This window comes from Mariniflexile ostreae (assembly GCF_042427585.1).
GTDB lineage: Bacteria > Bacteroidota > Bacteroidia > Flavobacteriales > Flavobacteriaceae > Pseudalgibacter > Pseudalgibacter ostreae.
The window spans coordinates 56,774-71,027 of the sequence record NZ_JBHMFC010000021.1; the positions used below are offsets into that span (position 1 = coordinate 56,774).

The 14,254-nt window shown below is 35.2% G+C and carries 13 protein-coding genes; 9 read left to right on the forward strand and 4 right to left on the reverse strand.

Features of this window, described 5'->3' with window-relative positions; all coding sequences use genetic code 11:
* Positions 1–155 precede the first annotated feature (155 nt).
* The 3 genes from ACFFU9_RS06915 to ACFFU9_RS06925 all read right to left on the reverse strand — a co-directional run bounded on the left by ACFFU9_RS06915 (position 156) and on the right by ACFFU9_RS06925 (position 3,302).
* Entirely contained in the window at positions 156–827 is a 672-nt protein-coding gene (locus ACFFU9_RS06915; protein ID WP_379860667.1) for a bifunctional 4-hydroxy-2-oxoglutarate aldolase/2-dehydro-3-deoxy-phosphogluconate aldolase, read from the reverse strand.
* Positions 828–914: 87 nt separating this feature from the next.
* Positions 915–2,132: a 6-phosphofructokinase gene (locus ACFFU9_RS06920; protein ID WP_379860668.1), complete on the reverse strand. Its 1,218-nt coding sequence runs from the start codon at positions 2,130–2,132 to the stop codon at positions 915–917.
* Between the two features lie 129 nt (positions 2,133–2,261).
* Positions 2,262–3,302, reverse strand: coding sequence for a PfkB family carbohydrate kinase (locus ACFFU9_RS06925; RefSeq protein WP_379860669.1), 1,041 nt, complete (start codon positions 3,300–3,302; stop codon positions 2,262–2,264).
* Positions 3,303–3,534: 232 nt separating this feature from the next.
* Between ACFFU9_RS06925 and ACFFU9_RS06930 the strand changes: the two genes are divergently transcribed.
* Complete coding sequence (locus ACFFU9_RS06930; protein WP_379860670.1) at positions 3,535–4,560, forward strand: LacI family DNA-binding transcriptional regulator; 1,026 nt, start codon at positions 3,535–3,537, stop codon at positions 4,558–4,560.
* 10 nt (positions 4,561–4,570) lie between these two features.
* Here ACFFU9_RS06930 and ACFFU9_RS06935 read toward each other — a convergent pair whose 3' ends face one another.
* Positions 4,571–5,590 (reverse strand): LacI family DNA-binding transcriptional regulator, encoded by a 1,020-nt coding sequence (locus tag ACFFU9_RS06935; RefSeq protein ID WP_379860671.1) that lies wholly within the window; start codon positions 5,588–5,590, stop codon positions 4,571–4,573.
* A 128-nt stretch (positions 5,591–5,718) separates the two neighbouring features.
* Here ACFFU9_RS06935 and kduI point away from each other — a divergent pair, with 128 nt between their 5' ends.
* From kduI to ACFFU9_RS06975, 8 genes are all read left to right on the forward strand, one after another.
* A complete protein-coding gene (gene kduI / locus ACFFU9_RS06940) occupies positions 5,719–6,561 on the forward strand; it encodes a 5-dehydro-4-deoxy-D-glucuronate isomerase (protein WP_379860672.1) in 843 nt (280 codons plus the stop codon).
* A gap of 23 nt (positions 6,562–6,584) precedes the next feature.
* Entirely contained in the window at positions 6,585–7,376 is a 792-nt protein-coding gene (locus ACFFU9_RS06945; protein WP_379860673.1) for a gluconate 5-dehydrogenase, read from the forward strand.
* A gap of 35 nt (positions 7,377–7,411) precedes the next feature.
* Complete coding sequence (locus ACFFU9_RS06950) at positions 7,412–8,584, forward strand: BT3233 family polysaccharide utilization protein (RefSeq protein ID WP_379860674.1); 1,173 nt, start codon at positions 7,412–7,414, stop codon at positions 8,582–8,584.
* A gap of 205 nt (positions 8,585–8,789) precedes the next feature.
* Positions 8,790–9,620: a CvfB family protein gene (locus ACFFU9_RS06955; RefSeq protein WP_379860675.1), complete on the forward strand. Its 831-nt coding sequence runs from the start codon at positions 8,790–8,792 to the stop codon at positions 9,618–9,620.
* Positions 9,621–9,956: 336 nt separating this feature from the next.
* On the forward strand, positions 9,957–11,369 hold the full coding sequence (gene mnmE / locus ACFFU9_RS06960; protein ID WP_379860676.1) for a tRNA uridine-5-carboxymethylaminomethyl(34) synthesis GTPase MnmE: 1,413 nt from the start codon (positions 9,957–9,959) through the stop codon (positions 11,367–11,369).
* A 153-nt stretch (positions 11,370–11,522) separates the two neighbouring features.
* Complete coding sequence (locus ACFFU9_RS06965) at positions 11,523–11,942, forward strand: helix-turn-helix domain-containing protein (protein ID WP_223825816.1); 420 nt, start codon at positions 11,523–11,525, stop codon at positions 11,940–11,942.
* A gap of 6 nt (positions 11,943–11,948) precedes the next feature.
* Positions 11,949–13,043, forward strand: a complete 1,095-nt coding sequence (locus tag ACFFU9_RS06970) for a phage integrase SAM-like domain-containing protein (RefSeq protein WP_379860677.1) — start codon at positions 11,949–11,951, stop codon at positions 13,041–13,043.
* Positions 13,043–14,047 carry a DUF6617 family protein gene (locus ACFFU9_RS06975; RefSeq protein WP_379860678.1) on the forward strand — a complete coding sequence of 335 codons (1,005 nt, stop codon included), beginning with the start codon at positions 13,043–13,045 and terminating at the stop codon, positions 14,045–14,047. Before ACFFU9_RS06970 ends, ACFFU9_RS06975 begins: the two co-directional genes overlap by 1 nt.
* The last annotated feature ends 207 nt before the right edge of the window (positions 14,048–14,254 follow it).

Sequence of the window (14,254 nt, forward strand, 5' to 3'; positions counted from 1 at the left end):
TAAAGGGATAGAAATCTTATAATACGTTTGTATAAAAAAAGCGACGCTAACTTTAAAATTAGCGTCGCTTTTTGGTATTTGTTCTTATAGATTTTATACACCTCATAGGTTTGAAAAACAGATGAGGTGTTTTTTCTATACAGACAATTCTATTTTTATTGTTTTCTAATCGATTTGATAATATCTAAAGCTGCTTTAACATCTTTCTGAAGCTTTGCATAATCTTTATTGGCGATAATGTCTTTAGAAATCAATTGAGAGCCCATACCAACACAAGTTACACCAGCATTAAACCATCCTGTTAAGTTTTCAACAGTTGGAGATACACCACCAGTAGGCATAATGCTTGTCCAAGGTTGTGGGCCTTTAATGCCTTTTACAAATTGAGGGCCATATATATCACCAGGAAATAATTTAACGATTTCACAGCCTAATTCTTCGGCTCTAGCAATTTCAGTTAACGTTCCACAACCTGGAGACCATAATACTTTTTTACGATTACATGCGATGGCAATATCTTCTCTTAAAACAGGCGTTACTATAAAGTTAGCGCCTAAAGCCATATATAAAGATGCTGCAGCGGCATCGGTTACAGAACCAACACCCATAATCATGCCTGGCAATTCTTTATTCGCATACTTCGTTAATTCACCAAAAACCTCGTGAGCGAAATCACCTCTTGCAGTAAATTCCATTAAACGCGCACCACCATCGTAGCAAGCTTTTAATACGTTTTTACTTAATTCTAAATTGTTGCTAAAAAATAATGGAACCATTCCGGTTTCTTTCATTACTTGAGCGACTTCTAATCTTGAAAATTGTGCCATATTATTGTTTTTTTTAATGATAATGATTTAATTTTCCAATATTTTTTATATTGGAATTTGTAATTCTTTTATATAGGACGTATTACTTTAGTCCCAATTTAATATCTTTTTGAAATCATATGCTTCTGGATTGGAAACATATTGTTTTGCGTTTTCATAATCCTTTTCTTGAATGTAGAAAAGGTTCTTAATAAACAGTTGTGCCATATCGGAGTCGATATCCACCAATCTTGGGGGAATCTTGCCATTTTCATCCTCAAAATCCTTTAAATATAATGGCGAAATATCTCCTCTGGAATTGGCGCTCACGATACAGCCTGAAATCCCTTGGTCGTATAGCTTTTTAACACCAATACCTAACAATGTACATAGTGTTAAATCGAATGCAATGGGGTTACAGCATCTTAATTCGTAGCCAAGCTCTACGGGTCTAGATTTTATTTGTAGCCCAATTTCTTTCAACCTAACCTGTAACAGATAATTGAATATATGCGATTTACTAACGTTGCCTAGTTCTGGATGCCCATGATCATCATAAGTAAAGTTAATGCCAGAATTTATGATTTCTTCTTCATCCATAAAATGAAAAACACCCTCACTAACCAAAGCGACACCGTACTCAACACCTTTAATTTTACATTTAACGATAGAAGAGATGATCATATTGATAATCTTATCAAATGTAATATTAGTTTTGTTGAACATTTCTGGAATAATCATCATTTGGAAATGACAAGCAGATGCAATCCCAAAGGCTAGATGTCCTGCAGAGCGCCCCATGGCAGACATAACGAACCAGTTCTCGCTGGTTCGGGCATCTTCATAAACCGTATTGCCAATACGAACACCTTCATCTTTAGCAGTATGGAACCCAAAAGTAGGGTTTCTATCTGGTAAGGGTAAATCGTTATCGATGGTTTTAGGAACATGGATGTGGGAAATTGTTAGGTGTTGGTCCTGGAGGTATTTGGTTAACCTATTAGCGGTAGATGCGGTATCGTCTCCTCCAATGGTTACTAATAATTTTACATTATGTTTTTTGAAAAAATCGGGTTTAAAGTCACTGTCTTTAGGTTTAAATCTACTCATAATTAATGTAGATCCCCCTCGACTAAAAATACGGTCGGCATGGTGAAAATCGAAAATCTTTAGTTCGGGCTCATCAGAAAGTAAGCCCTGATAGCCATGGTGGACACCAATGACTTTATAACCGTCCTTTAAGAATGTTTTGGCCAATGTACTAATAACGGTATTAATGCCAGGAGCAGGGCCACCCCCACAAATAATTGCAATGGACTTTTCCATAAAGAGTTTTTGGAGAATTTAGATGTTCGGATAAAACGTTTATTTTAGAAAAACCTGCAAGGTAAATTACTGCGATACTTTTAAGGGGTATCGGGGCAGTAATGACCTTGCAGGCCTATAAATATAGTATTATCTTGCTACTCGACCAGAAGCGTCTCCGCCCATAAGTTTTTTAACCTCATCAACGGTTACCAAGTTGGCATCTCCTTTAATGGTGTGTTTTAAACAGGATGCAGCTACAGCAAAATCCAATGCGTTTTGATCGTTATCAGGGTAAGTTAACAAACCGTAGATCAATCCACCCATAAATGAATCTCCACCACCAACACGGTCTACAATATCCGTTATTTGGTACTGGCGGGTTTCGTACATTTTTTTACCATCGTAAAGAACACCTGCCCATGTGTTGTGAGATGCAGAGATAGAACCTCTCAAAGTGGTGATTACTTTTTTAGCTCTTGGGAATTTTTTCATCATTTGTTGACAAACAGATAAGAAGGCTTCAGCTTTAACATCATGTCCTTGTGTTTGTACGCTAATTCCTTCTGGTTTAATACCAAAATGCATTTCAGCATCTTCTTCATTTCCAAGAATAACATCACAATACGATGTTAGCTCAGTCATGATGGTTTCACGGTCGCCATCGTAGTTCCATAATTTTGCACGATAATTTAAGTCAGTAGAAATTGTAATTCCTAATTTGCTAGCAGCCTTAACAGCCTCTAAACAAACATCGGCAGAACTTTGAGAAATAGCTGGTGTAATACCAGTCCAATGGAACCATTCTACGCCTTTAAATACTTCTTCCCAGTTGATCATACCGGGTTGGATGCTCGCCATTGAAGAGTGAGCTCTGTCGTAAACCACTTTACTGCCTCTAGATACCGCTCCTGTTTCTAAGAAATAGATTCCTAAACGTTCGCCACCCCATACAATTTTATCTACGCCAACACCTCTTTTGCGCATTTCCATCATAGCACATTCACCAATGTCATTTTTTGGTAAACGGGTAACAAAATCGGTTGAAATACCGTAATTGGCCAAAGATACGGCCACGTTTGATTCCCCACCTCCGTAAACAACGTCAAAACTGTTTGCTTGTGAAAATCTTAAAAATCCTTCAGGAGCTAATCTTAACATGATTTCTCCAAATGTTACAACTCTACTCATTTTTGTTTTTTTTAATGTTTATGATTTCTGGTTTAATTTATATGCTTTCGTTCAATCGTTTGAACACTTTTTTTAAAAAGATGGTGCTATTCATTCTTTAAATCTACCACTCGTATGGCTTTTAAACAGCTTGTTAATGTTTGCGTTATATTTAAAATTTAAAATAATACCCTTTGTTTTTCAATTAAAAAGCTTAGTTTTGTTCAAACGTTTGAACAAATATATAAAATTTTTGATAACTAAAAAAAAAACAACCATAAAAGATATTGCTAATGTTTTGGGTATTACGCCATCTGCGGTATCCAAAGCTTTGAGCGACCATCCTAGAATTAGTGACAAGACTAAAGCTGATGTGATACAGGTGGCTAAAAATTTAAATTACCAACCCAATCATTTGGCAAGTGCTCTAAGAAAAGGAAAAAGCAATTTGGTAGGTCTTATTATCCCAAAAGCGAATAGTCATTTCTTTTCTTCAGTCTTACAAAGTATGGAAGAAATTTTAAATGAAAAAGGATATAGTGTTATAATTTCACAATCTAATGAATCTTACAGGCAGGAGTGTGAGAGTATCGATGCGCTTTTATTTACACAAGTGGATGGTATAATTGCTTCATTAGCGAATGAAACGTTAGATTTTTCGTATTATGAGAAAATTAAGGCTAAAGGCATTCCTTTGATTCTGTTTGATCGCGGTGAAAATGATTTGGAAGTGGATTATATTGGAATCGATGATTACCAAAGCAGTCATTTAATTGTAGATCATTTAGTAGCGCAAGGCTGTAAAAGGATTGCACATATTGCTGGCTATAACCATACCCGAATTTATAAAAACAGGATTAGAGGCTATAGGGATGCTTTAGATAAACATCAATTGCCTATAGAAGATGCTTTGATATTGGAAGGCAATTTAAGTTTGGAAGATGGTAGGGCAAAAATGGAAACTTTGCTAAAATTGCCACAACGACCGGATGCTGTTTATGCTGCGGGAGATTTTGCTGCTTTAGGAGCGTTACAGGTTTTAAAAGAACACGGTGTAAAAATGCCAGAAGATATTGCTCTTGTGGGCTTTGGGAACGAACCTTTTACATCGTATGTAAGTCCGTCTATCTCTACAGTAAACCAAAATAGTGAGGCTATTGGTAGGTTTGCGGCAGAGGCTTTTCTTTATCGTATTGAAAATCCAAAAGAGAAAGTATCCTTAAAGAAAAAGATTTTAAACGCCGAGTTGGTGGTAAGAGCGTCTTCCAAAAAGAGTTGATTTTTTCTCGTTATTTTTTTTGACTGGAACTTCTAATTATCAATTCAGAGTCCAATAAGGTCGACGATATCTGTTGTTCTTTTAAATTATCGGTCATTTGTTCTAACAAGGTGCGAGAAGCCATTTTTCCAATCTCAAAAGCGGGCTGGTGTATGGTTGTTAAAGAGGGTTCTATAATTGCCGAAATAGGATCGTTGTTAAAACCTACCACCGCAATGTCTTCCGGAACCTTAACGCCTTGTGTTTTAAAATATTTCATAGCACTTATGGCGGCAGTGTCGTTAGCAGATACAACACCGTCTATACCTTTTAATTCCAAGATTTTTTTAGCGGAGGCCATCCCATCTTCTTCAGACAGACCAGATTCAAAAATATGCTTTGCGTTAGCTTCTAAATTATGTTTTTTTAATGCAGCCATATAGCCTTTTTGGCGTTGTCTATACAGTTCAATTTTTTGTGATCCAGACAAGTGGGCTATACGGGTACATCCTTGAGAAATTAGATGTTCTGTAGCCATAAAGCTAGCATGAACATTATCAATAGTAATATTAGAGCAGTTTTTTAAAAAACAGGGTCTATCAAAAAATATAATAGGCTTTTCAAGACTTTGGTAAGCTTCAAGGTGTTTGTAGTCTGTGGTTTCCATAGAGATGGAGATGATAATGCCATCCACACGATTGGATATTAATGTAGACATTATTTTCTTTTCCCTATCGATGGAATCTAAGGATTGGCAAATAAGCACATTATATCCAGCTTCATGTGCCGTTTCTTCAATACCCGCAATAACCGTGGAAAAGAAGTATCTAGAAATTCTTGGTATTACTACAGCTATAGTGTGTGTTTTATTGGTGCGGAGATTGGATGCCAGGCTATTGCGTTGGTAACCCAGTTCTTTGGCTTTTTTAATAATAAGGCCTTTTGTTTTTTGAGAAACCCGTGGACTATCGTTTAAAGCCCGAGACACAGTAGAACTATCAATCCCTAGGGCTTTGGAAATATCATGAATGGTTGCTCTTTCTTTTTTCATCACTAGTTTTTGGACACGAAATCAAATTTACATATAAGTTTAGCAAATATAATTATAATCCAGAATACAATCGATTGTATTTTGATAAAAATTTATTACTTTTGCTTTAAATTTAAAACACTTTAATTATGAGTACTACCTACGAAGTAAGATACGCAGCTTCTCCTAGAGAAGTAAAAAGAATGGATACTACAGAGCTTAGGGATGAGTTTTTAGTAAAAGATTTAATGGTAAAAGACGGAATACACTGGGTGTATTCACATTATGATAGGTTTATGGTTGCTGGTATTGTTCCAACAAACAAAACGGTTGTTTTGGAAACCATCGATGCTTTAAAATCTGAATTTTTTCTTCAAAGAAGAGAATTAGGGATTATCAATATAGGTGATACAGGAACAATTTCTGTAGATGGTACAGATTATGTTTTGGAGCATAAAGAAGCATTATATCTAGGTCAAGGTAATAAAGAAGTTTCTTTTTCTAGTAAATCGTCCAGTAAACCTGCCAAATTTTATTTGAATTCAACACCGGCACACAAATCGTTCCCTAATAAAAAGATTGGAGCGGATGATGTTGAGGTTATAGAATTGGGGTCTGCAGAAACAGCCAATGCAAGAACATTGAGAAAATATATAGTAAATAGCGTTGTAGATGTTTGCCAATTGCAAATGGGAATGACGACTTTAAAGCCAGGAAGCTCATGGAATACCATGCCTGCACACGTTCATGATAGACGTATGGAAGTTTACTTTTACTTTGAAGTACAAGAAGATCAAGCCGTTTGTCATTTCATGGGAGAGCCTCAAGAAACCAGACATATTTGGATGGCCAATAACGAAGCTGTTATTTCGCCACCATGGTCTGTTCACTCTGGATCAGGAACAAGCAGTTATACTTTTATTTGGGGTATGGCAGGCGAGAACTTAGATTATGGCGATATGGATGTATGTAAAATAAACGAATTAAAATAAACACTTAAAATAAACAATTATATATGTCAATTAACTTATTTGATTTAACAGGAAAAATAGCTTTGGTTACTGGTGCCGTTCACGGTTTAGGTATGGCCATGGCGAAAGGATTAGGAAACGCGGGTGCAACTATTGTGGTAAACAATAACTCTAATGATGCTTTAGAAGAAGCTGTGGCCGAGTATAAAGCGGCAGGCTTAAAAGCATATGGTTATGTTTTTGATGTAACAGATGATAAAGCTGTTGAAGAAGCTATCGCAAAGATTGAAAAAGAAGTTGGTCCTATTGATATTTTGGTAAACAATGCGGGGATTATCAAAAGAACGCCTATTGTTGAAATGGAAACTAAAGACTTTGAACTTGTTATTAAAGTAGATTTAGTAGGGCCATTTATAGTATCTAAATATGTTGCAAAAGGCATGATAGCACGCGGTGGTGGTAAAATTATCAACATTTGCTCTATGATGAGTGAGCTGGGTAGAGATTCTGTAAGCGCATATGCTGCTGCAAAAGGTGGTTTGAAAATGTTAACTAGAAGTATGGCTACAGAATGGGCTAAATTCAATATTCAAACCAATGGTATTGGACCAGGATACTTCGCAACAAGCCAAACAGCGCCTATTCGTGTAGACGGACACCCTTTTAACGAGTTTATTATGGGAAGAACACCTGCTGGCCGTTGGGGAGATCCAGAAGATTTGCAAGGTGCAGCTATATTCCTATCGTCTAAAGCAAGTGATTTTGTAAACGGACACGTGGTGTATGTAGATGGAGGTATTCTTGCAACTATAGGAAAACCATCCAACGAAAGTTAATTGAAAAACAATATTAATTTTTATAATAATTCAAAATGAAAATAACAAAGTCGCTATTTTTTGTTTTAGTAACAGTGCTTTTGTCTTCTTGTTCACAAAAAAAGACGGATAAAATCATTGTTATAAAAAACACGCTCGATACAGAAAGAGCTTTTGAAACCGTAGAACTTACAAAAGATTTTCTAGGTATTGAAGATTTATCTACTGTTGGAATCCGGGATGTTGAAACCAATGCGTTGCAAATCACTCAAACTGTTGATAATGATGGTGACGGTGTTATGGATGAGTTATTGTTTCAACCTGAAATTTCAGCAAATTCCGAAAAAAGATATGCTGTTGTACAAGTTTCAGAAGCAGAACGTCCAGAAACGATAGAGTATTGCTATTCCCGTTTTGTTCCCGAACGTACAGACGATTATACCTGGGAAAACAACAGAGTGGCGTTTCGTGTGTATGGTCCTGATGCGCAGTATCGTGCCGAAAACAACCTTCCACAGCCAACCCTTTCTAGTGGAGTGGATGCTTGGTTAAAAAGGGTAGAATACCCTATAATCAATAAGTGGTATAAAGAAGATTTGGAAAAAATATCATCTTATCACGTAGATAGTGGAGAAGGACTAGACGATTTTCATGTCGGTATAAGTAGAGGTGTAGGGGGTATTGCCGTTAATAAAGATGGTAAATATTACTATTCTAAAAACTATACAAAATGGCGCACCATTACCACGGGCCCTCTTAGAACTAGTTTTTATTTGGAATATGCCAACTGGGATGCTGGTGGAAACGAGATAAAAGAAAGTAAAATCATTACATTAGATTATGGCAACAACCTCTCTAAATTTGATACTAAAATAGAAGGTTCGGCAACTATCTCGGCAGGGCTTACCTTGCATGAAAAAGATGGTGTTGTATCAGGTAGCGACGAGAACGGATGGGTGAATTATTGGCAACCACATGGCGATTCAGAAATTGGAACAGCTATTGTTGCACCTAAAAAGTACTTTTCTGCATTCGAAACTTATGATACAGAAGCTAAGGACGAAAGTAATGCTTATGCACACCTAAATGTTATCGATAATGCTGTAACGTATTATGCTGGTTTTGCTTGGAAAAAAAGTAAACAATTTAATACTAAAGAAGCCTGGGAAGCTTATTTAGATGCTTTTGCTAAAAAAATAGCAAGCCCTTTAGAGGTGACTATAGAATAAAACGCATTTCTTTAAACCTTTTTTAGCAATTTTTTTATTAAATCCATCTTGATTTTGCAGTGTTTAGCAAAAAAATCAAGATGGATTTTTTTTGTAAAGGGCTTTTATTGGCGCTTCAAACCCTTTTTTTTAAAATTAAATGGTATTCCATTTTCTTTAGTCTTATTTCTATTATCTTTTTTAGCAATATCATTATCTTTGCCGCATGATACATTTAGGTAAATTTAATACGCTGGAAATACTTCGAGAAGCCGAACAAGGTGTTTATCTAGTCGATACAGAAGGAAACGAAGTTTTATTGCCAAATCGATACGTTCCAGAAACTTTTAAAATCTATGATAAGGTTGAGGTTTTTGTGTATTTAGATAATGAGGAAAGACCTGTTGCCACAACAGATAGGCCATATATAACGTTAAATGATTTCGCGCTTTTGCGTTGCAATCAAGTCACGGACTATGGTGCGTTTTTAGATTGGGGCTTAGTGAAAGAGCTGTTCTGCCCGTTTAAGGAACAAGCTTTTCCTATGAAACCAGGAGGATGGTACTTTGTGTATTGCTATCTAGATGACAAAACAAATAGACTCGTGGCTTCTAGTAAGACCAATGGATTTTTAGATAATAAAGAACTAACGGTTAGCGAGTTTGATGAAGTGGATTTAATTGTGTCTCATCCTTCAGATATTGGCATGAATGTTATCGTAAATAAAACACACGCTGGATTAATCTATAAAGACAACATTTTTGGAGACCTTAGTGTAGGTGATCGTTTAAAGGGGGTGGTGAAGAAAATACGTCCCGGTAACAAGTTGGATATTGCGCTTGGCCAAATAGGATACCGTAATATCGAGCCTAATGCAGAGCGTATTATGCAGGAGTTGCAAGATCATGATGGTTATTTGAATCTTACGGACAAATCTGATCCCGAGGCGATTAAAAACGCACTTCAAATGAGTAAAAAAAACTTTAAAAAAGCCATTGGTACCCTGTACAAACAGCGTTTGATAGATATCAAGCCCGATGGTATTTACTTGGTTTAAACCTTGTTCTATAGCTTCTAATATTCTATGTTTTAGATAGTGCGATAATTTGTTTTTGTTTAAAATAAATGGCGTGCAAGTATTCTAAATTTTAGTGACTTTAGGCTAGCTAGGGTTTAGCGGTACGTGGATTTACTTATATACGCCATGGCTGTATGGCTATCGTGCTTTATTTGAAATAATCATGCTTTTTTAGTTTTTAGAGCGACATGTTTTTGAATGTTAGGCCATGTTAGATTTTATTTGTTTTGCATTTTTTTTTCTTGATGAAATTGTTTTTTTCTATAAGTATTTTTTAGAGTATGGCGCGCAGTTCTAATTTAGTATTTTTGTAGCATGACACACGACGATACAATTGTTGCATTGGCAACACCCTCTGGAGCAGGTGCCATAGCTGTAATACGGCTATCAGGTAGTGATTCTATAAGATTTGTAGAACGCCAATTCAGGTCTGTTTCTGGAAAAGAACTGAGTAAACAGGCTACACATACCATTCATTTAGGCCATATTGTTGACGAGAATAGAACCATTGATGAGGTTTTGGTTTCTGTTTTTAAAGATCCAAACTCCTATACTGGCGAGAATGTAGTGGAAGTGTCTTGCCATGGTTCTAATTACATTCAACAGGAAATCATCCAATTGTTTCTTAGAAAAGGATGTAGAATGGCAACAGCCGGAGAGTTTACATTACGTGCGTTTTTAAATGGCAAATTAGACCTGTCTCAAGCAGAAGCTGTAGCAGATTTAATTTCTAGTGATAACGAAGCCAGTCATCAAATAGCCATGCAGCAAATGCGTGGTGGGTTTTCTTCGGAAATCGCCAAACTCCGTGAAGAATTGCTGAATTTCGCTTCATTAATAGAGTTAGAACTCGATTTTGCAGAAGAAGATGTTGAATTTGCCGATAGAACCCAATTTAAAGCATTAACAGAGCGTATCACGTTTGTTTTAAAACGACTGATAGATTCTTTTGCCGTTGGGAATGTTATTAAAAACGGAATACCCGTAGCCATAGTAGGGGAGCCTAACGTAGGGAAATCTACGCTTTTAAATGCACTTTTAAATGAAGAGCGTGCAATCGTTTCCGAGATTGCAGGAACTACACGGGATACCATAGAAGACGAAATCTCCATTGGTGGCATAGGTTTTAGATTTATCGATACCGCTGGAATTCGTGAAACCCAAGATGTTATTGAGGGCTTGGGCATACAGAAAACCTTTGAAAAAATTGAACAAGCCCAAGTGGTCGTCTATCTTTTTGAGGCCGATGTTATGGCTCAGGATGCAGATAAATCCAGAAACGTACAAATAGAACTAGAAAAAATAAAGAATAAGTACCCCCTAAAACCCCTTTTAATTGTTGCTAATAAAATTGATAAACTTTCAGAAGATGCTAAATCTAAATTAAACCGTGTTTTAGAGGATATTGAGAATGCCCAATTTGTATTATTATCGGCAAAAGAAGGCATAGGCGTGGAGCTTTTAAAAGATACCTTATTGGGTTTTGTTAACACAGGCGCACTAAAAAATAACGACACCATTGTTACCAATTCCCGTCATTACGATTCACTTTTAAAAGCTTTTGAAGATATTGATAAAGTAAAACATGGCTTGGAATCTGGCTTATCTGGAGATTTATTGGCTATAGATATTCGTCAGGCTTTGTACCATTTTGGGGAAATTACAGGGCAAGTAACCAATGATGAATTGTTGGGGAATATATTCGCTAATTTTTGCATCGGAAAGTAATTGAGTTTCTTTTTATTGGTTTTTATCTGTTTTTCAAAGGTTTACATATTCTTTTTTGTTGCCTAACTGCTCTTTTTTAACTATATTTGTTTCATATATGTTGCCTGTTATGCAGATTTGTTGCCCGAATCTGTTGGCAAAAATAGTGGCGAAATGATGCACCATATTGCCCCACGTTGCACCATAACGCTACATAAAGCACCATTTATGAGCAGTAATTTATACATCCCAAAAACTTGTAAACATTGCGGTAATGCGTTTACAGCACGAACAACAGTAACTCAATATTGTGGTAACTCTTGCGCTAAAAAAGCCTATAAGGCCAGAAAGCGTAAAGAAAAAATCCAAGCAACTCTTAATGCTGATATGAAGCAAAAGAATGAAGTTGTTGAGGTTCAGAATCCTAATGCTGTAAACAATAAAGATTTTTTAAGTGTTACAGAAGCTTCTCAATTAATTGGTGTTAGTAGATGGACCATTCAAAGAATGATTCAACAAGGACGCTTAAAAGCTGTTCCTTTCGGAAGAAAACGTATTGTAGCCAGATGGCAAATAGAAAACCTTTTTAATTAGCATCCTATGAAAGTAACATTAAGACAACGCAAGAAGAATGACAAAATAAGTTTGTATTTAGATTACTATCATAAAGGCAAACGTAAAACCGAATATTTGCGTTTATACCTTACACCTAACCCTAAAACTAAAACCGAAAGAGAGGTTAACAAGAAAACCAAACAATTAGCGGAAACTATTTGTGCTCAACGACAAATTGAAATTCAAAACGGTATTTATGGGTTCCAAGATATTGAGAAATTAAAAGGGAGTTTTATTACTTATGTAACAGCATTAGCAGAGAAAAAGAATACAAGCTCTGGTAATTATGGTAATTGGAACAGTATGCTAAAACATCTAAAAACGTTTTGTCCAACAGACGTAAGTTTTCAAGATATTGATAAGGATTTCGTAGTACGCTTTAAAGAGTATTTAGATAAGGATGCAATGGCAAGAGCAGGTAAAAAATTATCTCAAAACTCTAAATATTCTTATTATGGAAAATTCAACGCTGCATTAAAACAAGCTGTTAAGGATGGTATTTTAAGAATAAACCCAGCAAATGGTGTTGAGTATTTTAAACAAGGTGAACCTCAACGAGAATTTTTAACTCTTGATGAATTACAAAAAGTAGTCAATACAGAATGCGAGTTACCACTTTTAAAAAGTGCTTTTATATTTTCTGCGCTTACTGGGTTACGTTGGTCAGATATTGAAAAACTGATTTGGTCAGAAATTCAACATTCTAAAGAAATGGGATATTATATTCGTTTCAGACAAAAGAAAACAAAAGGGGTTGAAACTTTACCTATTTCAGACCAAGCAGCAGAATTATTAGGAGATAAGGGTAAACCCGAAGAAAAAGTTTTTCAAGGTTTACATTATAGTGCTTGGTCAAATTTAAAGTTACAACAATGGATGCTTAATGCAGGAATAACAAAAAATATCACGTTCCATTGTGCTCGACATACCTATGCAACTTTACAATTAACTTTAGGAACAGATATTTATACTGTTTCCAAGTTATTAGGTCATAAGGAATTGAGAACTACGCAGATTTATGCAAAAGTTATTGATGATAAAAAGAAAGAAGCTGCTAATAAAATTAAATTGGATTTATAATGGCTAAAGACCTATTTATCGACTTACTGTATGTGGAAAAGGTTACTGATGATAAAAGAACCGAAAACCAATTTAAAGAGCTTTTAAAAGGCTTTAAAAAGCAATACCTCAATACAACGCCTAAATATGAAATTGACTTCAAAAAGGCGTATTCTAACAGGCGTAAATACTATTTAAAGTTAATTGAAACCGAGTACATCAAAAATTTTAATCAAATCAATGATGCACTTGAAATCAATACTACACCAGGTCATTTATCTTTCTTGTATGATAAAGAATATAACCGTATCAAAAATTACCTAAACCAAATTAGTAACTATGTTTCTGATAACGATCTTGACGAAACCTTATACTTAAAGCCAATTCAAAACGATAAATCAGATGAAGCTTATATTATTTCATTTTTAAAGGCTAATGCGATGATGCTTTTTATGGAACTTCAAGAACGATTTTCAGAATTAAGTGATACTGAAATTTATACTATCGAAGAATTACACGAAGTATTTTTTAATGAAGAACCACCTGAAGAGTTAATTGTAAAATCCTATTCCGGTGCAGAAATAAAAACTGTTAGAAAACAAGTAAAACAAAGTTCAATTTTCAACGCTATACAAGGTGATTTTAGAGAGGAAAACAATGATGTCTTATCCTATAACGAACTTATTAACAAGACTAAACAAAGGGAATTTGCAAAATTAGAGGAGTTGTTAAATGAAAAAGGTATCATTGATGATAAATATAATTATACTAAAAAAAGGGGCAAAAAAATATTACTTGCAGCTTTTATGGTAAAACTAACGGAAGCAAAATACTTTAATGAAAGGATATTTTTTGAAGATAAACCATCAAAAAAAATAGAGCGTAAACATATTCATAAATTTTTTGCTCATCGTTATGGACCAGGTAGTAATGCCGATAAAGAATATCGTAATTTTTTAGGTGCTAAAAAAAGAGCCTATCAAAAATTAGTTGATGCCAATTTTTGGCTTGACCAAATCAAATAAAACTTCACTTTTAAAAAGTGGTATTTTCTCTATTTAATACCAAATAGATAATACCAAAAATGGCATAAATCATTGTTTTACAATGATTTAATAATACCATTTTTTCTCTTTTCTATTATACCAAACACCTTTTTCCATATTTGCTATGTCCTTGACAATCAAGGATGACTTTTGCGCAGAAGTCCATTTTTAAATTAAAATTATAAA